Origin of the sequence: Acetobacterium sp. KB-1 (genome assembly GCF_003260995.1) — a bacterium.
In the GTDB taxonomy this organism is placed as follows: Bacteria; Bacillota; Clostridia; order Eubacteriales; family Eubacteriaceae; genus Acetobacterium; species Acetobacterium carbinolicum.
The window spans coordinates 222,789-244,622 of sequence record NZ_CP030040.1 but is presented as its reverse complement, the minus strand read 5'-3'; the positions used below and the strand labels follow the sequence as shown (position 1 = coordinate 244,622).

At 37.5% G+C, this 21,834-nt stretch carries 19 protein-coding genes, 1 tRNA gene and 1 riboswitch; of the genes, 1 reads left to right on the top strand and 19 read right to left on the bottom strand.

From position 1 onward, the window contains the following. From gmk to DOZ58_RS01145, 3 genes are read right to left on the bottom strand one after another with little or no spacing between them, the layout of a single operon-like run. Positions 1 to 672 (bottom strand): guanylate kinase, encoded by a 672-nt coding sequence (gene gmk / locus DOZ58_RS01150; RefSeq protein ID WP_204355449.1) that lies wholly within the window; start codon positions 670 to 672, stop codon positions 1 to 3. 17 nt (positions 673 to 689) lie between these two features. Further along, positions 690 to 932: a DUF1732 domain-containing protein gene (locus tag DOZ58_RS18780; protein WP_242988566.1), complete on the bottom strand. Its 243-nt coding sequence runs from the start codon at positions 930 to 932 to the stop codon at positions 690 to 692. Continuing rightward, positions 847 to 1,422, bottom strand: coding sequence for a YicC/YloC family endoribonuclease (locus DOZ58_RS01145; RefSeq protein WP_242988565.1), 576 nt, complete (start codon positions 1,420 to 1,422; stop codon positions 847 to 849). The genes DOZ58_RS18780 and DOZ58_RS01145 overlap by 86 nt, the downstream gene beginning before the upstream one ends. Before the next feature lie 336 nt (positions 1,423 to 1,758). On the opposite strand from DOZ58_RS01145, the gene DOZ58_RS01140 reads away from it, so the two are divergent. Further along, positions 1,759 to 3,528, top strand: a complete 1,770-nt coding sequence (locus DOZ58_RS01140) for an NFACT family protein (protein WP_111886616.1) — start codon at positions 1,759 to 1,761, stop codon at positions 3,526 to 3,528. Between the two features lies 1 nt (position 3,529). On the opposite strand, the gene DOZ58_RS01135 is transcribed toward DOZ58_RS01140, so the two are convergent. The 16 genes from DOZ58_RS01135 to DOZ58_RS01060 all read right to left on the bottom strand — a co-directional run bounded on the left by DOZ58_RS01135 (position 3,530) and on the right by DOZ58_RS01060 (position 21,820). Continuing rightward, positions 3,530 to 4,447 carry an RluA family pseudouridine synthase gene (locus DOZ58_RS01135; RefSeq protein WP_111886615.1) on the bottom strand — a complete coding sequence of 306 codons (918 nt, stop codon included), beginning with the start codon at positions 4,445 to 4,447 and terminating at the stop codon, positions 3,530 to 3,532. A gap of 21 nt (positions 4,448 to 4,468) precedes the next feature. Beyond that, positions 4,469 to 5,206 (bottom strand): RNA-binding protein, encoded by a 738-nt coding sequence (locus DOZ58_RS01130; protein WP_111886614.1) that lies wholly within the window; start codon positions 5,204 to 5,206, stop codon positions 4,469 to 4,471. Positions 5,207 to 5,241: 35 nt separating this feature from the next. Beyond that, entirely contained in the window at positions 5,242 to 5,511 is a 270-nt protein-coding gene (locus DOZ58_RS19190) for a YggT family protein (RefSeq protein WP_162624371.1), read from the bottom strand. A gap of 7 nt (positions 5,512 to 5,518) precedes the next feature. Then, positions 5,519 to 6,007 carry a cell division protein SepF gene (locus DOZ58_RS01120; protein ID WP_111886612.1) on the bottom strand — a complete coding sequence of 163 codons (489 nt, stop codon included), beginning with the start codon at positions 6,005 to 6,007 and terminating at the stop codon, positions 5,519 to 5,521. Between the two features lie 14 nt (positions 6,008 to 6,021). Further along, entirely contained in the window at positions 6,022 to 6,669 is a 648-nt protein-coding gene (locus DOZ58_RS01115) for a YggS family pyridoxal phosphate-dependent enzyme (protein ID WP_111886611.1), read from the bottom strand. Between the two features lie 13 nt (positions 6,670 to 6,682). Beyond that, a complete protein-coding gene (locus DOZ58_RS01110; RefSeq protein ID WP_242988564.1) occupies positions 6,683 to 7,753 on the bottom strand; it encodes a hypothetical protein in 1,071 nt (356 codons plus the stop codon). 187 nt (positions 7,754 to 7,940) lie between these two features. Beyond that, positions 7,941 to 8,017, bottom strand: a tRNA-Pro gene (locus DOZ58_RS01105). A 128-nt stretch (positions 8,018 to 8,145) separates the two neighbouring features. Continuing rightward, positions 8,146 to 8,616, bottom strand: a complete 471-nt coding sequence (locus tag DOZ58_RS01100) for a SoxR reducing system RseC family protein (RefSeq protein WP_111886609.1) — start codon at positions 8,614 to 8,616, stop codon at positions 8,146 to 8,148. After that, entirely contained in the window at positions 8,616 to 10,385 is a 1,770-nt protein-coding gene (aspS, locus tag DOZ58_RS01095; RefSeq protein WP_111886608.1) for an aspartate--tRNA ligase, read from the bottom strand. Before aspS ends, DOZ58_RS01100 begins: the two co-directional genes overlap by 1 nt. 88 nt (positions 10,386 to 10,473) lie before the next feature. Then, positions 10,474 to 11,532, bottom strand: a complete 1,059-nt coding sequence (locus DOZ58_RS01090; protein ID WP_162624370.1) for a glycosyl hydrolase family 18 protein — start codon at positions 11,530 to 11,532, stop codon at positions 10,474 to 10,476. 15 nt (positions 11,533 to 11,547) lie between these two features. Next, positions 11,548 to 13,407, bottom strand: coding sequence for a glycoside hydrolase (locus tag DOZ58_RS01085; RefSeq protein ID WP_111886606.1), 1,860 nt, complete (start codon positions 13,405 to 13,407; stop codon positions 11,548 to 11,550). Between the two features lie 30 nt (positions 13,408 to 13,437). Further along, on the bottom strand, positions 13,438 to 15,339 hold the full coding sequence (locus DOZ58_RS01080; protein ID WP_242988563.1) for a glycosyltransferase: 1,902 nt from the start codon (positions 15,337 to 15,339) through the stop codon (positions 13,438 to 13,440). Between the two features lie 24 nt (positions 15,340 to 15,363). Next, positions 15,364 to 18,045, bottom strand: coding sequence for a polysaccharide deacetylase family protein (locus DOZ58_RS01075; RefSeq protein ID WP_111886604.1), 2,682 nt, complete (start codon positions 18,043 to 18,045; stop codon positions 15,364 to 15,366). Positions 18,046 to 18,061: 16 nt separating this feature from the next. Next, the gene (locus DOZ58_RS01070; protein WP_111886603.1) at positions 18,062 to 19,381 is read right to left on the bottom strand and encodes a nucleotide sugar dehydrogenase; all 1,320 of its coding nucleotides are present in this window, start codon (positions 19,379 to 19,381) and stop codon (positions 18,062 to 18,064) included. Between the two features lie 79 nt (positions 19,382 to 19,460). Continuing rightward, positions 19,461 to 19,555: riboswitch (cyclic di-GMP riboswitch) on the bottom strand. A gap of 176 nt (positions 19,556 to 19,731) precedes the next feature. Continuing rightward, positions 19,732 to 21,183: a coproporphyrinogen dehydrogenase HemZ gene (gene hemZ, locus DOZ58_RS01065; RefSeq protein WP_111886602.1), complete on the bottom strand. Its 1,452-nt coding sequence runs from the start codon at positions 21,181 to 21,183 to the stop codon at positions 19,732 to 19,734. A 7-nt stretch (positions 21,184 to 21,190) separates the two neighbouring features. Next, positions 21,191 to 21,820 carry an MBL fold metallo-hydrolase gene (locus DOZ58_RS01060; RefSeq protein WP_111886601.1) on the bottom strand — a complete coding sequence of 210 codons (630 nt, stop codon included), beginning with the start codon at positions 21,818 to 21,820 and terminating at the stop codon, positions 21,191 to 21,193. Positions 21,821 to 21,834: the final 14 nt, after the last annotated feature.

The window sequence follows — 21,834 nt, the reverse complement described above, 5'->3', positions numbered from 1 at the left end:
TTACCTCCCAAGTATATCTTCAATTTTATTTTTTAGTCTCTCAGTTCGGCATTTTTCAGCCGTTATGATACTTTGTACCCGTTGTGCCGCATCGCCCAGATCATCGTTGATGACGATATAACTGTAATCATCGGCATTCTTCATTTCTTCATAGGCGCAATTTAAACGCATATCCATTTGTTCTTTACTTTCCGTTCCCCGCTCTTCAATTCGCCGTTTCAATTCCTGCATCGATGGCGGAACAATAAAAATGTAAATACCTTCTTTATAGTTGGTTCGAACCTTAGCTGCGCCTTGGATATCAATTTCCAGAATGACATCAAATCCAGATTCCAATAGATCTTCCACATAATCTTTAGGTGTTCCATAGTAGTTTTCATAAACTGTTGCGTATTCCAGATACTGTCCTTGCTTAATTCTTTCTTCAAAAGCGGCCTTAGAAATATAAAAATAATCTCGCCCATGCTTCTCACTGTTTCTTGGCTGTCTCGTGGTTTCAGAAATTGACAGCCTGAGATCTGGGTTCTTTCGACAAATAATTTTACATACACTACCCTTACCGGCGCAGGAGGGTCCTGATATTACAATGAGAATACCCTTTTCTCGTTCGAAAAAAGATTCTGTTAAATGTTCTTTTTTTAATTCCTGGTTTACTACTGGACAATCACTCATAGATTTATTTAACACCCCTACTCAATATTTTGTATTTGTTCTCTAATTTTTTCGATCTCACTTTTAACATCAACAACACTATTAGCAATCGCTAAATCGCTGGCTTTTGATCCAATGGTATTGATCTCACGGTTTACCTCCTGGATCAGAAAATCCAATTTTCTGCCAACCGGTTCAGTTTCTTCGACCATACCTTCCAACCGATCCAAATGGCTTTGCAGACGGGTTAATTCTTCGTCGATGTTTAACTTGTCGGTCATCACAGCGACTGACAACATCAGCTTTTAAGGCACTTCCTTCACGTTCACGACTGGCATCAACTTCTTCAAGGGCCTTTATTAAAATCGGCTGAATTTTTAGCCAGATGCTCTCATAGTCATCGATATCTTCTTCAATTATAATGACATCTGGAAATTTAGAAATTAAGGATAAACTCAGGTCATCCCCTATCATTGAATCAAGTCGACGAATTTCATTTAATACTGAAATGTAATTTTTAGCAAGATCACGATTAAAGACAATTCGACGATTCTTGATCCCGAATTCCGAATATTTTATAAATATCTCGATTCGTCCTCTGGCAATACTTTGCGAAACTGTATTTCGGATTTTTTCTTCGATTGGATTAAGGGTTTTGGGAATTTTAACAAAAAAATCTCTGAATCGATGATTAATTGTTTTTATTTCTATTGAACAATCAAATTCCTCATCACGATAATCTTTTCGCCCGAAGCCTGTCATACTTTTCATGATGTTTCTCCATTTCCATACACCTAGTAAATTTCAGCATATTTAAAAATCAAACTCATATCCTGGCCACTGCTTTTCTTGTAATTTATGCATTATTTAAACAAAAGATTATTAAACACTATGGCACAATTTTTATCATAGTTGTTTAATCAATACACTATATCTAATCCTTATAAAAATGTCAACGATTCCCTACTCATTAAACACTAAATAGATTTTGGTTACACTTTACTTAATCAATTCTTATTTCTTGATTTTAAAAACCCTTTTATATCGGTGAATAACATGATAAAATCATCCTATCACGATCTGACTACTTGAAAGGAGCATTTTTATATGGCTTATGATGGCGTAACCCTGTATCACTTAATCGAAGAATTTAAACCCCTCTTAATTGGAGGTCGAATACGAAAAATTTATCAACCGGAGCTCGATGAAATCCGGCTTTTAGTTAACCATGGAAATCAAAAACACCATCTCTTACTTTCTGCCAACACCGGCAATCCCCGCGCCTATTTGACAGAAAAAATGAAAGAAAACCCCAGTGCGCCGCCAAGTTTTTGCATGGTATTGAGGAAATATATTCTCAATGGTACTATTGTTGCGATTACCCAGCATGAAACTGATCGCGTCATGGAATTATCTATTTCATCCAAAAATGATTTCAATGAAACGGTTGTCCGAAAATTACTGGTTGAAATAATGGGTCGAAACAGCAATATTATCCTGGTTGATGAATCCATGAAAATTCTCGATTCGATGAAAAAAGTAGGTTCGACTTCCAGTCGTTACCGTCAAATTCTGCCGGGACGAGATTACGTTTATCCTCCGGAGAATAATCGCCATGGATTTACTGGAATTGACGAGAAACATTTTTATGAACTCTTAACCAATCATCGCAACTTGTCAGTAGAAAAATTTTTTATTCAGGCGTTTCTCGGTATCAGTCCCAACATCGCTAAAGAGATTGCCTTCCGCAGCGGTGTCGACCCCCATTCTAATGGATCCGATCTCACCAAAAAGCAAACGCAATTTTTATATGCAGGATTTGCTCAGGTTGTTAACGAAATAGAACAACACGCTGTCCCTGTGATTCTCTATCTGGGGCGGAAAATGGTCGATTTTTCGACCGTTGACCTCCACTATTTACGGGCCGATCATCGCAGTGAGACATATCCGTCTATTTCAAAAATGCTTGAAGCCTATTACTTTAAACGGGATAAAGCGCTACGCTTCAAAACTCGGGCGGCCAATCTTAGTCAGCAGCTTGATCTTCTGGTCAAAAAAAATATTAAAAAGCTGGCCAACCTCCAACAGGATGTGGAGGCCTCCCACAAAAGCGAAAAATTTAAACTTTACGGCGATTTAATCACCGCCAATATTTATGCCATCCAAAAAGGTCAGGAAATTGCGACTCTGATTAACTACTACGATCCCGACTGTCAAACCCTCGATATCCCGTTAAAAGTCAATCGTACCCCGGCTCAAAACGCCCAACACTACTATAAAAAGTACAACAAAAGCAAAATTGCACTAAAACATCTCGTTGGTTATATTTTAGAAACTGAAGAAAAAGTCTATTATTTGGAGAGCTTGGTCAACAGTTTAAACCAGTCCACTGAGTTAGCCGAACTGGATGAGATCCGCCATGAATTTCTCCATTCTGAATTTAACAAAAAGGCGCTTTCGAAAGAAGATAAGAAAAAACAGGTTCCTTCAAAACCCTTGCATTATATTTCATCCGAAGGCTTCCATATTTTTGTTGGTAAAAACAATTACCAGAATGATTTCATATCCACTAAAATGGGCAAAAACGAAGACTGTTGGCTTCATGTCAAAGATGCTCCTGGTTCCCATGTACTGATTGTGGCTGGTGGACGCTTCATCACTGAAAAGACACTACTGGAAGCTGGCAATTTGGCGGCATGGTATAGCAAGTCAAAAGGTTCAAGCAATGTCGCCGTTGATTACCTTGAGTTTAGGTACCTCAAAAAACCCAGTAAAGCCAAACCGGGCATGGTTATCTTTACCCATCAAAACACCATGTATGTAACTCCAACTCAGGAAGCTATTGAATCAATGGACGTTTTTGTCGATTCGGTTTAGCTTATTTTAGATTCTTTAATACCAATTTAAACGCTTCTGGAAGCGGTGTTCTAAAAACTAAACGTTCACCCGTTCGAGGATGTGTAAAACCCAGAGTATGAGCATGGAGACATTGACCTTCCGTCTTAAAGGGGTTGTTCTTGTCTCCCTTCCCGTACAATGGATCTCCTACCAACGGATGGCCGATTTTTTCCATGTGTACTCGGATTTGATGCGTCCGGCCGGTTTCCAGCTGAAAACGCAGGAGGGTATACTGGGCATACCGCTTAACAACTTCAAAATGCGTAATCGCTGATTTTGAGTTTTTTTCCACCACCGCCATTTTTATTCTGAGCTGTTGATGTCTGCCAATGGGCATGTCCACCGTACCGCGATGGGGCTTAACACTTCCTTTTACCAGACCGTAATAGCGTCTGAGGATACTATGCGCCTTAAGCTGCTCTGATAAGCTGTGGTGTGCTACATCATTTTTTGCGATCATCAATAAGCCAGAGGTATCCTTATCAATCCGGTGAATAATCCCCGGTCGCATTACCCCGTTAATATTCGATAAGTTCTTGGTGTGAAAAAGCAATCCGTTAACAAGGGTTCCACTGCTGTTTCCGGGAGCAGGGTGAACGACCATTCCCTGGGGCTTATTAACAATGATCACATCGTCATCTTCATAGATGATGTCAAGTGGTATGTCTTGAGCTTGCATATGACATGGGACCGGATCTGGAATCGTTAAGGTGATGTTTTCTCCTGATTTAACATGATAACTTGCTTTCTTTTTCTCTCCATTAACCAAGACATCTCCAGCCGTGATCAATCGCTTAATATATTCTCTTGAATAATCTCCTGGCAGCGCGCAGCAAAAATGATCCAGTCGCTGCTCTGTCTCTTCTGGTACGCAATATTCAATTCGCTGTTTAGTCATAAAGCACGCTCCCCTTTTTTATCATATGTATCGATCCACTTCTAAACGAATATTTCCTTTTTTAGTTCGCTCATCCATACTGATTATTTTCGCCTTACCTTTGCCGCGTAGTGAAAGAACATCGCCGGGGTTCAGTCGAAAATCATTTTTACTAATCTCTGTATAATTCACCCGCACCTTACCCTGCTTAATAAAAACAAGACTGTTCTGTCTGGAAAACCCCCATATTTTATTAATAATCCCATCAAGTCGGTTCGAAGCCACAACCACCGAGATCCGCTTGAAGTTCTTTTCAACGCTCTGGATCTGCTGATAATCTTTAATCTCTTTTTTTATTTCTCTACCTTTTACCTGATTGAAATTAATCCATAAAAAATCCCGTAGTCGTTGATGCGCAATGATCTGCACCTTCTCCTCGCCGACATCGATATCACCAATGCTCTCACGGGTTATTCCCAGATGCATGAGTTCCCCGAGCACATTACGATGATCTAAAGGGATTGTTTTATTAAACGCAATGGCAAAAATTGGCCATTCTAGGTCATCTGAGCATACATAATCCGGATAGATACAGAGCATTTTTCGTTCAGCATCCGGATGTCCTCCAAAAAATAGATAAGGGACACCACTTTTTTTAATGGTGTCCTCAATTTTCTTTTGAAAAACTTCATCATAAAAATCAAAGAATCGGGGTTCGAAATTTTTCTCACAGGCATCAATGATGCGTGATAATAAAAAAACATCTTTTTTTTCGGTCATAAGACATCCCTTCAACATTTACGTATGAATTTAATTTAAAATATAAGCATAATCAACATTTTATAAAGCGGAAACAACACCATTTGCAAGATTAGTATTGCTGCAAACGCCGACAAATCCAATGAGCCGATGACTGCAAATCGTCGCAACGGTGATAAAATAGGTTCGGTTAAACCATAAATCGTCTTAACGACAATATTATCCGGATTTGGTCTTATCCAACTAAAAACAATGTTAATAATAATTAGAAATGTTACCAATCTTAATAATAAGTAACCCGCCTGAATGAGAATCCCCTGAATCATAGACGTCCTATTCCATATCCTCATCCCACTCTAAAATAGGGGCATTGAAATCCAAATCATCTTGCTGAGGATTGGTCAAAACAGCGACAGCTTTAGGCGCTAAAATGAATACATTATCGGCTATTTTATTGATCGATCCATCTAATGCAAATAAAGCCCCACTTAAAAAATCAAATATTTTTCGTCCGTTTTCATAATCGGTATTTTTTAAATTCAGTACCACAGTCTTATTGTTGCGAATCTTATTACAAATACTTGGAGCATCTTTAAAAACCTCAGGCTCTAATACTAAAACTTCTGGCCCATCGTCAAGGGATAATTCATTTCGTCTTGAAGGAATCGTCTTTTTTGCCTTTGGCGCACTGAAGGCACTTTTCGAATCATCGGTGTCATCATCGTAAACATCTTCCTCATAAATTTCGTCATATCCATCCTCATTATCCACTTCCATGCCAAAAACCTTAATAATTTTATCCTTAAATTTTTCTGCTGCCATTGTATATCTCCTAACTAACTAAATATTTTGCGTCCAACTCGTATCATATTGGAGCCTTCTTCTATTGCAATGGTATAATCATCAGTCATTCCCATGGATAGGTAATTCATTTTAATTACCTCACCCCAAGATTCCTCTTTTATTCTATCATAAATTCGTTTTAATTCCATAAAAATCTCACGAATTTTTTCATTATTTTGGGTTAATGGTCCCATTGCCATCAGTCCTTTGACTCTGACAAACTGACAACTGGGTATCACTTCTAATACCGCATTTAGATTTTCAGCAAGAATTCCTGACTTACTGTCTTCCCGAGCCAAATTTAATTGGAGCAAAACGTCCGTAACAATGCCCTGCTTTTTACTTTCCTTTTCGATTACATTCACTAATTCAATTGAATCAACTGAATGGATCAAAAATGTTTTTCCAATCAGATACTTTACCTTATTTTTTTGCAAATGACCAATGAAATGCCATCGCGAACGATCCCCAATAACCTCATATTTTTTGAGGAAATCCTGAACCCTGCTTTCACCAAGGTCATGGATACCCGCATCCAGTACCGCCATGGTATCTTCGATACTTTGATATTTGGAAACAGCCACAAGGGTAACATGATCCGGTATCTCTGATTGTATTTGTTTAATATTTTCTGAAATCACAGTTTTCCCATCCTTATGGATAAATACTAATACGCATACCACTACTTAGCTTTGGATTATCCACCGTTTTAAGAATCGCGTTACCACCATTATATTTTTCTACCACAACTGGCAATGACTCATTGAAATACCCCTTAGTCACTGTGTTGATCATCGTTTCTTCATCTTTTTTATAAACAGCACTTTTGGGTATTTCATAGGCACTATAGTCCTGAATGTAGACCTCGGTTTTACCAATTACGACCTTTGCAAAATCATTGACGTAATCTTTAAGCATCAAAACGATGATTTTCTGATTTCCTTCCTCAACAACATCAACAAAATAGCCGGAGTATACTTTTTCTTCATATTCAAATCGAAGTTTTGGAAAATAGTAAAGCTGATCCACTCGTTTGATCAGAAAATCATAGTATTCCTGATTGATTCCACTGTCAGCCGTACCCATTAATTCAGTTTTAAAAGAAATGACTTCTTCTTCTCCCATAACTATTGTATCACTGGGCATGGAGAAGGCGACATAGATATGGTCGTTATTAACAACCTTCAAAACTTTTTCTGATTCCTGATCGACTTTACCGGCTGTTTTAAGGAATGTCGTATTAACATAAGGAAGCATGCTCTCGCTCAACGCTTTTTCAACGGGTTGTATCGATGTGTAGACATATCCACTTGACAACAGTCCCAATTGATTAAGGGCGATATTCCGGGCTTCTCCACCCAGTAATCCCACCAGAGTCTGCCGCTTTTGCTGAAGTGCCGATAAATCAAGTCCCATGTATTGGACCGATTCAATCAAAAACTTTTTCTTCTCCCGCTCAGTTTCTCCAATCTGATTAGTAATACTCGAAATCCCCTGATAATTCGACACGATATCACCAACAATCCGGCTCCAATTGTTATAATACTCTTCTTGAATAATTGTGTCAATCACTTCGATTTGTTCATTCAGATAGTTCGTATTTACAACCTTGGGTGTATTCGTCAACGGTTTGTATCCATTCGCCTTTTCGCCTTCAATAAGCGAAAGATCCGATCCCTGAAAATCATCGATCATCCGGTAATCAATATCTTTAAAAAAATACATCTCTGTTTTATATGATTCGGTATATTCTTTTCTCTCAAGCAATAAGCTCATATTACCTCGATAACTCGAAATAAAAATTATTGCTACAATAAAAAAAAAACGATGCCAACAACAATTTTCTTTAAAGAATTGACTCGTCTATTATTTTTTCTTTTAATTTGTCCCATATATTCACCTTAAATAGAAATGGTCTGAGTGAGAGGATTTGAACCTCCGGCCTCTTGACCCCCAGTCAAGCGCGCTACCAAGCTGCGCTACACCCAGACAGTAAATATATTATAATGATAAACGCAGGATTAATCAAGCTTTTTTTTATTTAATTCATTTAAACCGATTAAAATACATCAAAAATTAAGGGTATCGACGTTAATAAAACGTCGATACCCTTAAGGTTAATTTCCCATCCGCTTTTCCAGGGGTGTGGAAACAGTGTCAACTTTTTCAACAACAGCGATAATCACCGGCTGATATTTACTGCTGAATCGTCCCTGTCGATCAATCTGTCGAATCACCAGATAAGCAACAGCCGTCAGACAAATGCCAGTAAAAAATGAAGTCAGGACTTGATCCCATCCAAGATTTAAACTGCCCACCAAATAATACGCGCCACCACTCCCCAAAATAAAAGCAAGTAGCGGTATTCCATACATAATAAATGCCGCCACAAAAACATTGGCAAATTGCATCTCAACCTCAACGGTTTCACCGCTTTTTGCATGGATTGGGTTTTTGGCTGTTGTCAGCATAACCGATTGATCTTTACTGACATGACAGGCTCCGCAATCACCACAAGCCGAATTGCGTTTAATCTCAACTTCAGCCGTGCTACCCCGAAGCGTTTTTACGGTCCCTATTTCTTTCATTACAATTCATCCACACTGATACCCAAATCAATGAGTTGATCAAGACTCGCACTAGCTGGCGCATCCATCATCAGGCAACCATGATTTTGAGTTTTTGGAAAAGCGATGACGTCGCGGATGTTATCATTGTCAGTAAGCAGCATCACCAGACGATCCAACCCGAAAGCTAAACCACCATGAGGCGGTGTCCCATATTTAAGCGCCTCAAGCAAAAATCCAAATTGCTCCCATGCCGATTCCTGGGTAAAGCCAAGGGCTTTAAACACTTTTTCCTGAATATCCTGATTATGAATACGGATGCTTCCACCGCCCAGTTCAATCCCATTCACAACCATATCGTAGGCATCTGCCCGAACTTTCAAGAGATCTATTTCCAAATACTGCAAGTCTTCTTCTAAAGGCATGGTAAAGGGATGATGTTTCGCTGTGTAGCGGCCAGCTTCCGGATCGTATTCGAGCAGCGGAAAATCAGTTACCCAGAGAAAATTATATTGATCGCTTAAATCAAATTCCAATTTACGCGCCAGTTCCAGTCTTAGTTGGCCTAAGGCATTACAGACTATTTCATTGGTATCGGCAATAATGAAAACTAAATCCCCCGGTTTGGCATCGGTTTTCGCAAAAATCGCTGCTTTTTCTTCGTCTGAAATGAATTTCAGAATTGGTGATTTCATCTCGCCTTCAGATACATCAATCCAGGCCAGGCCTTTGGCCTTATAAATCTTTGCAAAATTTTCCAGTCCTTTAATGCCCTTTTTGCTCAATTTATCCTGGGCGCCTTTTGCATTAATAGCACGAACACTGCCGCCTTTTTTAACTGCGCCGGAAAAAACTTTAAATTCCGAGTTTTCCACGATTTCAGATAAATCAATCAGTTTTAAGTCAAATCGGGTGTCCGGTTTATCTGAACCATATTGATCCATGGCTTCCTGATAAGTCATCCTCAACATTGGTGTTTGGACCTCTACCCCTTTTACTTCCTTCATGATTTTAGCAATCATGCCTTCGTTAATCGCAATGATATCATCTTTATCAATAAAGGACATTTCCATATCAATTTGAGTAAACTCCGGCTGACGGTCCTGTCTTAAATCTTCGTCACGAAAGCATTTTGCAATTTGATAATAACGGTCAACTCCGGAAATCATTAAAATTTGTTTATAAAGTTGAGGTGACTGAGGCAAACCAAAAAATTTTCCTTTTTGTACCCGCGATGGCACCAGAAAATCTCTGGCTCCCTCAGGTGTCGGTTTGGCCAGTATTGGTGTTTCGACTTCCAGAAAACCTTTTTCATTTAAAAAATTTCTGGCAATGGCAGCCGCCTGATGTCGCGTTCTTAGTATTTTCTGGTATTTGGGTTTTCTCAGATCAAGGTAACGATATTTAAGTCGCACAGCTTCATTCGTCTGATCGTTGTCTTCGATATAAATCGGTGGTGTTTCTGATGAATCCAGAATTTTCAACTCCATAATTTCGACTTCAATTTCACCGGTCGGGATATTTTTGTTGACATTTTCCGGGCTTCGCAAGACTACCTTGCCTTTGACCGACAAGACATATTCATTTCTGACCTTTTCGGCAATCGCAAAGGCTTCTGGTCGTTCTTCGTTAACAACCAGTTGAATCTTTCCAGACCGGTCTCTTAAATCAATAAACAGTACCCCGCCGAGATTTCGGCGATTATCTGCCCAGCCAGCCAGTTCAACAACTTGATCGATATCACTTGCCGTTAACTCGCCACACATGGTATTTCTATAATAAGTATTCATTCTACCTCCGATAGCTTAAATTATTTTATCTTCTTAACCTTTATATTATAATGAAGATGTCGGGGTGATGTCAAGTGGGAAAAAGTAGTTACACTATTGTTGATATATTAACATTTCCTCCCAGTCGCCAAATTGATATTCCAAAAGTTCCGTTCTCCTCGATTGTTTTTATCCAGCCATTTAGCGTTATATCATCTGCAAACCATACTTCATGCAGGATATCACTTTTATCTGAATATTTATAATTCAAACTACCACTACCAGCATCTCTTTGGACATTTGATCCGGATTCATTAAGTAAGCTAAATGCTTGCTCTTCAGTCAATGCTGTAACTTTCCCATCTGAACTCCAGTCAAAGCCGCCTGTTGCCAAAGCAAAATTCTTATCACCTTGGATAGTTTTCATGTCTTTAATCAGGTTTTCGATAAATTCAAAATCTGCTTTAGGTCCAGGGTCATTGTGAGTCCCATGTAAGTTGTAGCACATCATTACATATTCAGGGCCTTCGGGAAATTCAGCTTTATCAAACGGAGTAGTTGGTTCTAATACTATCCTCAATTTTAAACCTTCATTTTCACATCGTGCATTCAATTCTATTATAAAGTCAATGAAAAGTGCCCATAAGTCATAATTCTTTCTAATTCTTTCGTAATCAATTTCTAAACCTTCATATCCATTTGCTTTAGCCAGGCTTATAATATCATCTATATGCTGATTTCTCGTTGTTTCATTTTTTAGCAGTTCTTCTAAAAGATTCTGATCTTTCAATGACGATTTCCCATTTGACAAGACTTTATCATTAACAATCGTCAGGTATTCTATTAATTCATTTTGATTTTTATCCAGGTTGATTTTTTTTTTCAATTCGTCAATTTCGTCTGGAAGTATCAATTGATTTGATTCATTAAAATATGCTGCAAAATAACAAACTTTGTTAATTCCCTTAGAATTGAGCAGTTCATTTTTTCCATTTTCTGCATCCCAATACACCATCCAGGCTAAAAGATCACTTCCTTCTTTTTCTTCCTTAATTAATTCCGGCTCTTTTTGCATAATAACCGATACTTCCTCACTCTTACTACAAGATATAAGAAAAAACGATATCACGATAATAAATGCAATACCAATACTTAGTTTTTTTTTCACATTCATCTCCCACATTTAAAGCGTTTTTATAAACCAGTTTATAATGCTGCTCCATGCTTTTTTGATTTCGGATAGCCATAATTCTGCTCCATGCATATTAGTTTCAAAAATAATTGTTCCATTCTCCGCACCGAAAACAGAACCATTCTCAGTAATCATAATTTTATCAAAAACGCCATCGTATACATCATCTGTTAAGTTTCGTTGGCTATATCCATACCCACCCCAAGCTGACTCGAGATAAAAGGCTCCATTTGCAGAGTTGTCAATCTTTATTTTATCAACAACCAGCTTATTATCAACTTTTACGGACAGTGTATCTTCATAAATTGAAATATCCAGCTGTCGTTTTCCATTTTCTCTAATATCTATCATCGGTTCGTAAGCCATAGAACCGTCTTCTACCGTACGTGCTTCCTCCTGCAATTTCCGATTCAACAGTTCCGTAACAGCTGTGGCTTCATTTACACTTGAAGCATATTGAATTTTTGTTTTTAAGGCTTCAATTTCAGCGTTCTTTTTATCTTCTTCAATCGATTGGATTTCAGTCCCGTCAATACCTTTTAGTTTAATGTCTGCTAAAATGGTCTCTGCATCATTCGATTTTTCTTTGAGAATGAGTTGATCATTTGTTATCTCTACCGATAATGCCGACGCCAAGTCATCATCCGCTCTGAGATATACTTTTTGAACACCAAATACATTCCCGAGTAAACTCATTGATACGTCAATGTTTCTAAAATTCTCACTATTATTCAAGCGCATCAGTCCGGTTCGTTCAGGAAGTGAGGTCAATATAATTTTTTCATCTAAAAATTCACTTGCACCACAAATTATTTCCCATTTCGATTTTTTATCGGCATTTCCTGAAACATAGTCAATGTCTTGCTGCGTATCATTTTGTATTTTCATTAAAAGATGATTTGTTGACCAATAAGATTGCGGTTGCAAACGAGTTAAATCATAAATCGAAGAATCTAAACTGTTGCAGGCATTACCCTCACGATTGTAATTCATATCGAACAACTCTTTAATCTTTTTCTCATTAATTATACTAACCTTGTCATTTGATGCAAATTGTCCTGTGTTAGAATGCATTAGAATGTATAACTTAGGTAACTCACCTGTTTCTTTAGTATAAATATTTGCCATTTTTTCGTAATCATTACTTACTCTTTCCGACATTTCTTCATAAGTTTCCGTTGGTATATCATATTCATCTCTTAAATAATCCATTAAATAATGATTGTAATCCCGTCCTAAATAGTATGATACGTTTGCAAACTCCAAGGAATCTAATTGACCTAGATAGTTATAGTAGCGGTCAAAAACATTGATATATTCCAATCGGTAGCCATTTGTTCCAAGTTCCCAAAATGTACTTTTTTCCATTTGAATTAGATCATCCGGTGATAGAAATTTAGGATCTCTTTTTTCGAATTTGTCGGCATAGGTAAGCATTGTTGCTTTAAAATTATACTTTTCCATAATTTCCTGAGCAAAAATTGCAGTATCACGTCGTCCATCTTCAAAAATCAGAAACAGAGCTTTCTCCGGCAATTCTTTGCCATTTTTGTAGTAATCCAACACATCCTGTTGACTAATCGTCACGTAACCTGTTTTATGCAACGATTCCAGATGCTGACTTAACAACTTTGTACTAATTAACGTATCATCACCAGTTTGATCAACACCAAAGTAGGAAATCGCAATAAAGCCGTGATCTCCATTAATGCTATTTTGTGAAGCATCCGCATACTTTTTTAAATTAAAGGTCGCGTTGATGATCAAGACAGAAACCCCAATTAAGACAATAGCTTGTATGATACTTCTGATAACTTTTCTTCTATTCTTATTTTGAACTAAATTTTTCATGTCTTCCCTAAACCATTCTATTATCCAGCATTATTGACTATCAGCAATATCTTCTGTTGATCTTTTTGCTTCTCTTTTTTCTCTTTGTTCATCTTTTTTTCTTTGTTCTTCAATATCTTGAGGGGTCATTCTTGTTCCCCAGGTTGATTTCCAGAAAGTAACCCAGGCAATCGGCATTTGCCATAGTAAAATTGCTTCATAATATAAACAAAACAACAAACCAAACACCCACGTTGTACTTTTTCTCATGAACAACTGCATCAAACTCATTAGTAAAGCCATCATTAGTAATCCGACGAAAAATGTTGTCGGAAAAACTCGCAAAACAAGTGGGATATAAATAAGATTATAAATCACGACAATAGGGGCGGCAATAGGAACAACTAACCCCATATAGAAAAAAACCGCCATAAATGGTTCCTTCTTCCAGATAAAAGAACCTGCAATCAATGACTCTCTCAGCCATGAGCGTTTCCAACGCATTTGTTGCTTTAAAAAGATATTATAGCGATTTGGTACAATTGTTGAACATACCGCACTGTCTTGATAACTTGTTCGATGATTTTGAAGCACAAAATTTGTCATACTACGATCATCCCCAAAAGTCGCTTTTTGTCCAAAAAATGTTTGATTTAACCATTGTTCTTTATTATCCAAAACGATTTTTTTTCGATAGCATGAAAGTGGGCCGGACAAACAGGTGACAGCATCGAAATATGCTTCTGCTGCTTTCATAATCCGAAAAGAAATGTAATATCGAACCGCTTGCATTTTTGTTAGTCCGTTTGTATAGGTGTTTGCAACATCTGTTCTTCCTGCAACACCACCCATTTTGGGGTCCTGGAACGGCTGCACAATATTGCGAATTGCGAACGGATCAAGAAAGCTGTCTGAATCTACAAATACAAGCAACTCATGCATGGCCCTCTCGGCACCCCAAGCTAAAGCATCACGCTTTCCTTTGTTTTCACTTTGAACTAGATATTTTAATCTATCTCTGGTTTGATACCGATTCGCTTCCTGATACAAGATTTCAACTATTTCTTTAATCTTTTCAACCGATTGATCATTTGAACAATCATCAACAATAATTACCTCAATTCTATCCGCAGGATAATCCTGATTAATGCAACTTAAAATACATCGTTGAATCCATTCTTCTTCATTAAAACACGGAACTATAATTGTGACACCCGGTGTGAATTCCGGATTAATAGGCACCTGTTTATACATAACCCCAAAAAGGTAACGGCTTAATAAAAAAACTGCTGCGATAATACTATATAAATAAAGTGCTTTATTAAATTTGAAATATATTACGCTTTCAGCACGCATCAATATGATAAAAATTGAAACCGCGAGCAGAAGCCCACTCGCAACAACCAGAGAATAACGATCCTTTTTTTTACTGGCATACTCACTCAATGTCTTATTAAACTCCATGCCGCAGATAATTTTGTTATCCGCAGCAGCCCTTCTCCTTACCATCTTCGCCTTGATGTTAACTTTCATTTCATAGCCTTCTGGCATCGATCCCGGAATAATTTCGAATTTCAAAGCATACCATTCAAATTCTTCAATCCGCTTACTGTCTTCTTCCGTAAGTATAATTGATAATCCCGTAGAGGAAATATCTTCAACTTGACAATGAATTGTTTGTTTTTTTCGGCCACTTTTACCACAAACTAACAGTGCTTCAAAATCTACCTTGAAACGTGTTCCGGCCTTCTTTCCCTGAGATAATCGTTTTATGTCATTTCCATCTCCGAATATTTTTTCACCCCGTCGATCAACGTTCGATCTGATTTTTTCAACATCAGGTACATTAGAGAGTAACCTTCGATCGCCGTTCTCCGCTAATAAAACATCTTCAATATTTCTACTTTTTTTCTTTGAGAAAATCATGTAATTTTTTCCATTTCGATTATTCACTCCGCTTCTTTTGTTAAGTAATCATCACTCTTCATTCAGATAATCGCTCAATTTTGCGAACTCGTACCGTTCTTCTTCTGGTTTATTCGCATTTTCCGTGAGAAAAATATCCAGCCCTTCCGCTGTAAATCCGCTTTGATCATTCATATGTAGGATTACGATGCTTCCCGCACCAATCTCATAGGTTCCATTTCCATATTCTAATGTATTAAAAACCTCCTCAGCACTTGTACAGTCATAATCATGTACGGAAAAATCTCCACTGATGCTTTTTTTATAGCCACTTTCAAAAACAGTTTGTAAGCCTGTTTGCGATACAGCAAGTGTTGGTGGTCTAAAAAAGAGTTTCGGTTCAGCAATATCACCAACTATCATTGAAAGTGTTTTATAACTTCTGACAAGTTCATGTTGAAGGGTTTCTTTTTGTTTAAGGTCATCATCAATATCAATTAGCATATGAAAATAGTTATGACTGCAAATATCATGACCTTTCAGTGCCATTTCTCGCAGCAGATTAGGATTCGGACTGACTTGCTCTTCTTTTGGCAAATCTTCCTGATCGATATCAATATTCTTGGCGATAACGAAAAATGACGCCTCAACTTGATGTTTTTCTAAAACATCGAGAATTGACATAATTACTGGATCACCACCCCAATCATCAAACGTTAAATAAATGACGTTTTCGCTATTTTCATCAATTTTACCAGTTGTGTCAATACCGGTTGTATCGATAAAACCTTTCAGTTGCGAACCTGATACGCTTGGATTACCAATATAGTTTGAGTAAATCATTTGATCCGCAGTTTCTGAATCAATCTTATCAATCTCAACCGCTTCGCTTGGTGACTGAATTGAGTACAACCCTCTTGTACCAGTTTCAAAATTTTCATAGGTATTGATCATGTGAGATAAAGGTAGAATTTCAAAATTAATAGGAATTTGTCTTGTTTCAAATTTCGAATCTTCTTCCGTACTATCCACACAAACTGATACATAGCCGTTGAAAACATAATTCTCAGCAACCAGACTGACGAGTTCTCCTACCATTTCCGCGTTGTCATTAAATACAGTCGAATCCATGCGGAAATACGCGATATCACCACGCTTAAGCGATTTATAAACATAGACAGGCAAACATGTTTCTATGATTTCGTCAGCAGGCATCGTGGAAAAGGAGTTTCTAACCATCGAGACAGTATAAGTTATTAAATTGTATTCTTTTTCACCATTACTGATAACCGAAACGGCCTCTCTGATATTTCCTTCTGTATATCCATAGCCAGGCATATAATTGTTCGAATTAACCCCTATGCTTGTCAGCAGTAAATCGCATCTGTAGATTTCTTTGCAGACTTCTTCTACACTGAGATTTTGCAGATGTGAATCCTGAGTAACCCCGCCATTTCCTAATTCATGACCTTTTTCGATTATTCTAGCGATTCGACTCGGATACGCTTCAATTTCTTCAGCGGTGACAAAAAATGTTGCTTTGGCATTTCCCATATCCTCCAATTCCCCTAAAACATTATCAAGAACTACTTCATTACTGATGCCTCTAAATGTGAAAACGACTCCTTTTTCCGAGGTGTATAAATGACTGACGACTGGTGCTTTCTTTTGTTCGTTTTTTTCAATCATGGGTTTAAAATCAGGGTAGTCAATTTGATCTGTTTTGGAATCATTGTTTTTTTCTGGCAGCTTTGTTTGTGAACTCGATACTATCGGTAATCCTAAAAAGGCTGCAGTTTGACTTCCTTGTGATGAACCCTTACTTTCTTGAGAAGTTATTATCGCTGCTGTTGTTAAAGCGTCATCATCAACAAATACAGTTCTTACACCATTTTCTTTGAGAGCTTTCAACAACCATGTAATCATTTGAATCAGCTGCTCTTCCTCAGTGACACTCTCTTCTGTACTTTTTTTATCAAGTGTTTTCTTATCAATAGCGGGCTGAATAGGTTGATTTGACTTCCTATATTCGGATTCATCTAGTACATCATCCAGTTTTATTGAAACAATGGTTCCAGTTTTAATATTTCTTATATAGTTTGTCGTCATCTCGTATGATGAAAAACTTTGATAGCTAAGGTACTGATTCGATAAAACAACCTTATTCAAATTACTTGCATATGCTGATTCAAGGATTGAATCACCATAATGTGTTGTATTGCATTTCAGTAAAGTTGGAGTAATTCCCAATATGCTCTTCAAGACTAGGTTAGCCCTGCATAAATCTTCAATCTGTTCCTGCTGTGAAAGATTCATAATGTCTTTTGATCCGGAAAGTGTGTAGTTACCAACCATTTGATTATTTGTAACAATATTCTTCACAGCTTCACCATCTTCTGCAGCTTCTATTCCCGAAACAAAAAATGTTCCATTCATTTTATTTTCATTCAGTAAAACAATAATTTTATCCATTGTTTCCCGGTCTGAAAGACCGTCAAAGGTTAGTGCTATGACACCATTATTTGTTTCTGTACCTACTATAATGTCGGCTTTCTGACGATCATTGCTTAATCTGGTTAAAGCGTCATCAATCTCTTTTGAAGCATCATACTGAATTTTATTTACGATCATTTCACTTATCAGAGTACTTGAATCTTTAAAAAGAAAGTAAAATACTAAGGTAAGTAATAAGATCAGGAAAACTGCTACACTTATGATTTTAATCCCATTTCCAACATTTCGAAAGCTTTTCAAACTCAATCCCCTTTATCTACAGATTCCAATACTGAAAGCCAAAGTTTTCAGCCTCTTTTTTATTGAATATACTTTTTATATCAATCAATACTTTACCAGCAGTTTCAATTTTGCGATACATCTTTTTAACTTCATTCAGGGAAAGACACTTAAAATCATCATGTGCAACTGCGAAAACAATACAATCAGCATCACTTATCTGATCAACATCAACCAAACAACATTGATACTCTTTATATACTTCTTCCTTATCTGCAGTTGGATCGCATATCATTGGATTTAAATAATACCCTTTTAATAATTCAATAATATCCCATACTTTTGAGTTTCTTAAATCTTTGCAATTCTCTTTAAACGTAATACCTAAAACATAGATATTTGTCTCTTTGATACTAATATCCGCTTTAATTAATTGTCTAAATACTGCTTCAACAACAAACTTGCTCATATCATCATTGATTCTTCTTCCAGCAGATATAATTTGTGAATTATAGCCAAGTTTTTCTGCTTCATATATAAAATAATATGGATCTATGCCAATACAATGCCCCCCAACTAGGCCAGGGTAAAAATTCAGTGCATTCCATTTTGTGTTCATTGCTTTGATGACGTCCTCAGTATTTATATTCATATGATCAAAGATCATTGCTAATTCATTCATAAATGCAATATTTATATCTCTTTGTGCATTTTCAGCAATTTTAGCCGCTTCTGCTACCTTGATAGATTCAGCCTCAAAAATATCTGCTTCCACTACCAATCGATATACATTAGCAATTATTTGGCGCGTTTCAATATCTAATCCAGCAACAATTTTGGGTATGTTTTTTAGTCGATGTTGCTTATCTCCCGGGTTGATTCGTTCAGGCGAATAACCGACTGAAAAGTCAATTCCCGGAATCAAGCCTGATTCCTGTTGTAATATTGGTATACAGATATCTTCGGTAACTCCCGGATAAACTGTAGACTCAAAGACAATTATGGTATCTTTCTTCATATATCTACCAACCATTTTACTTGCCTCAATCACCGGATTTAGATCTGGCCTTTTATCTTGAAAAATTGGTGTTGGAACTGTAATAATAATGAATTTAGCATTTGCAATACATTTTTCGTCACATGTAAAATCTAATGCTGTCTTTTTTATTCGCTCATTTCCGACTTCATTTGTCGGGTCAATTCCGTTTTTATACTTGTCAATTTTAGTTTTATCAATATCAAAGCCGATAACATCAACCTTCTCCGAAAATCCAATCGCCAAGGGGATTCCTACGTAACCAAGGCCAACAACAAGAATTTTCTCCTTCTTTTGACAAATTTCCTCAAATATGCCCATAAATACCTCTTTCATATATTTGTAATAGACTTAAACTGCTGCAAATAACAATTGCGAACAAAAAAAAAGCTACCATAATTATGGTAGCTAGACTATCATAGTCGCACAATTACATGCGACTTTAGACTCTATGCTTTGCGTCTTCAACTTTCGTTAAGTTTGCCTTTACTTAATATCACACTATGCAATTCTTGGAGCAATTAATAATAGCATGAGCATTTACAAATTGTCAATATAATTTTGAATAATATTACAACTACATTACAAAATATCTTTTTCCGTTACTATTTAGGAAATTACAGCCTATTATTCTTTAACCGTTAGTAAACATCTTAATTTGTCAAACCCGTTTAAAGTGTTTGTTTATAAGCTTCACACTTCTTCTCCACAATCTCCTCAAACCGTTCATTATAAGTCCTCACGTCCTTAACCGTAAAGACCTTTCTGATATTATCGGTAACTGGATCATAGAGGTTTCCCGTTGCTCCGGCTCCGATACCGATAGTAGACTGGCATTCAGCCATCATCAGAATATTATAAATCCCTTCATGTCCCGGCTTTGCATACCCCGTATTCTCACTGTTATCTCTGGTGTATTTTAAACGATACAGATAATAGGGTTCAAAACCTTCACCACTTAAACGGCTCTTCACCGCCTGATAAAAGCCTTCACCATAGCCCTCTTTAACGACAATCCCGTTTTGATCTTTGATTCTGGAGCCCTTTTTAATCGATAGATTATGGATCGTTATATTTTCTGGTGCAAGTGCAATAACAGCGTCCAGTGATCGTAAAAAATCATCCGGTGTTTCATTTCCCAATCCCACAATCAGATCCATGTTCAAGGTTTTAAAGCCGAAGGATTTGACGAGTGCTACCTGTTTCTCGATCAGTCCGGCTTCCCATGGTCTTCCCACACTTTGCAACGTTTGCGGATTCATCGATTGGGGATTGAGACAAAGCCGCTCCACGCCATGATCTTTTGCAACCTTTAGCTTATCTCGGTTAATGGTTTCTGGTCGCCCTGCTTCTAAGGTATATTCTCTGAGATGGGATAAATCAAGGGATTCTTCCAACGATGACATCAGCGCATCCAACTGAATGGCGCTTAACACCGTCGGCGTTCCACCACCAATATATAAAGTATCAATCCGTAAATCTGAAGCGCTTAGTATTTCGCCAGTTTTTTTTATTTCAACAAGCAAATGATCAAAGTACTGTTCAAGATTTTCACCCTTTTTGTCGACGATCGTGGATACAAAGGAGCAATAATCGCATTTGGACGGACAAAGCGGAATCCCCACATATAGACTAATCAGGTGAGAATTTGCACACGCTTGTACAGCGGGAATAAAATCAGCTTGTTTTTTTGCAATCCGCATCAATAAGTCCGTGCGGTCACGACTGACCCGATAGTATTTTCTGAATCGATTGTTGATTTCTGTTGGACTCCACCCTTGTTTTACATACTTTTGCACCATTTTAACGGGTTTGATTCCTGTTAATGTTCCCCACTGCAGCTGCCTGTCAAAATACTCAGATAAAAAATCATAAAGAAACCCCTTGTAAATACTATTTTCAAGAGGATCATCACTGTTATTAACTTGAAAGGCCCGAGTTAATGTTTTTCCATCGTCCCATGTCAGGGTCAGAATGACTTGATTCCCCCGCTTTCTTTGAGATAATACACCATCAGCAGCTCCCGATACGACGTTTTTTACGCCTGGGTCAAAGGCCTGATATAATTCGTGGAAATAATACTCCAATTCCGGTCGTTCTAAATCAAAGCGAAGTACTCTCATCGGCTCTCTAAAAACGCCCCTTTAAAAAAGGATTGTTCGTTTTTTCGTACCCAATGGTCGTATTCTCGCCATGTCCCGGCAATACAGTGGTTGCATCGTCCAGAACAAACAATTTTGATTTAATTCCATTTAGCAATTCATTCAAATCACCATCGGCAAAGTCAGTCCGACCAATGGAGGTATTAAAAAGGGTATCTCCGGCAAAAAGCTGATCCTCTGCCAGAAGACAGATACCGCCCTTTGAGTGGCCTGGTGTATGAATCACCCGGAAAGCAATATTACCTAAGGTAATGGTCTCATTTTCATTTAAAAAACCATCAGCCGGTTCCAATATCATCGACATGCCTGCCAGAACCGAAAGGTTACGTCGCGGATCAATAAGACAATCAGCATCATTTTCATGAATGAGAACCTTGGCACCGGTTAACTTTTTAATCTGATTGACACCACCAAGATGGTCAAAATGACCGTGAGTCAGCAAAATATAATTCACCTTCAGTTTGTTTTCATTAATGATATCAGATATCCGCTGATCCTCAAACCCGGGATCAATGACTGCTGCTTCCAACGTTTTTTCATCCCAGACCACATAGCAGTTCGTTCCCATCTGTCCCAGGGATTTTTTTATTACTTTCATCTGTTTCTCCCTAA

What these genes read in the sequence shown, in the direction of transcription:
- gmk (WP_204355449.1), bottom strand. Translation starts at nt 672, where the DNA reads ATGAGTGATTGTCCAGTAGTAAACCAGGAATTAAAAAAAGAACATTTA.
- DOZ58_RS18780 (WP_242988566.1), bottom strand. Translation starts at nt 932, where the DNA reads ATGACCGACAAGTTAAACATCGACGAAGAATTAACCCGTCTGCAAAGC.
- DOZ58_RS01145 (WP_242988565.1), bottom strand. Translation starts at nt 1,422, where the DNA reads ATGAAAAGTATGACAGGCTTCGGGCGAAAAGATTATCGTGATGAGGAA.
- DOZ58_RS01140 (WP_111886616.1), top strand. Translation starts at nt 1,759, where the DNA reads ATGGCTTATGATGGCGTAACCCTGTATCACTTAATCGAAGAATTTAAA.
- DOZ58_RS01135 (WP_111886615.1), bottom strand. Translation starts at nt 4,447, where the DNA reads ATGACTAAACAGCGAATTGAATATTGCGTACCAGAAGAGACAGAGCAG.
- DOZ58_RS01130 (WP_111886614.1), bottom strand. Translation starts at nt 5,206, where the DNA reads ATGACCGAAAAAAAAGATGTTTTTTTATTATCACGCATCATTGATGCC.
- DOZ58_RS19190 (WP_162624371.1), bottom strand. Translation starts at nt 5,511, where the DNA reads ATGATTCAGGGGATTCTCATTCAGGCGGGTTACTTATTATTAAGATTG.
- DOZ58_RS01120 (WP_111886612.1), bottom strand. Translation starts at nt 6,007, where the DNA reads ATGGCAGCAGAAAAATTTAAGGATAAAATTATTAAGGTTTTTGGCATG.
- DOZ58_RS01110 (WP_242988564.1), bottom strand. Translation starts at nt 7,753, where the DNA reads ATGTATTTTTTTAAAGATATTGATTACCGGATGATCGATGATTTTCAG.
- DOZ58_RS01100 (WP_111886609.1), bottom strand. Translation starts at nt 8,616, where the DNA reads ATGAAAGAAATAGGGACCGTAAAAACGCTTCGGGGTAGCACGGCTGAA.
- aspS (WP_111886608.1), bottom strand. Translation starts at nt 10,385, where the DNA reads ATGAATACTTATTATAGAAATACCATGTGTGGCGAGTTAACGGCAAGT.
- DOZ58_RS01085 (WP_111886606.1), bottom strand. Translation starts at nt 13,407, where the DNA reads ATGAAAAATTTAGTTCAAAATAAGAATAGAAGAAAAGTTATCAGAAGT.
- DOZ58_RS01070 (WP_111886603.1), bottom strand. Translation starts at nt 19,381, where the DNA reads ATGGGCATATTTGAGGAAATTTGTCAAAAGAAGGAGAAAATTCTTGTT.
- hemZ (WP_111886602.1), bottom strand. Translation starts at nt 21,183, where the DNA reads ATGAGAGTACTTCGCTTTGATTTAGAACGACCGGAATTGGAGTATTAT.
- DOZ58_RS01060 (WP_111886601.1), bottom strand. Translation starts at nt 21,820, where the DNA reads ATGAAAGTAATAAAAAAATCCCTGGGACAGATGGGAACGAACTGCTAT.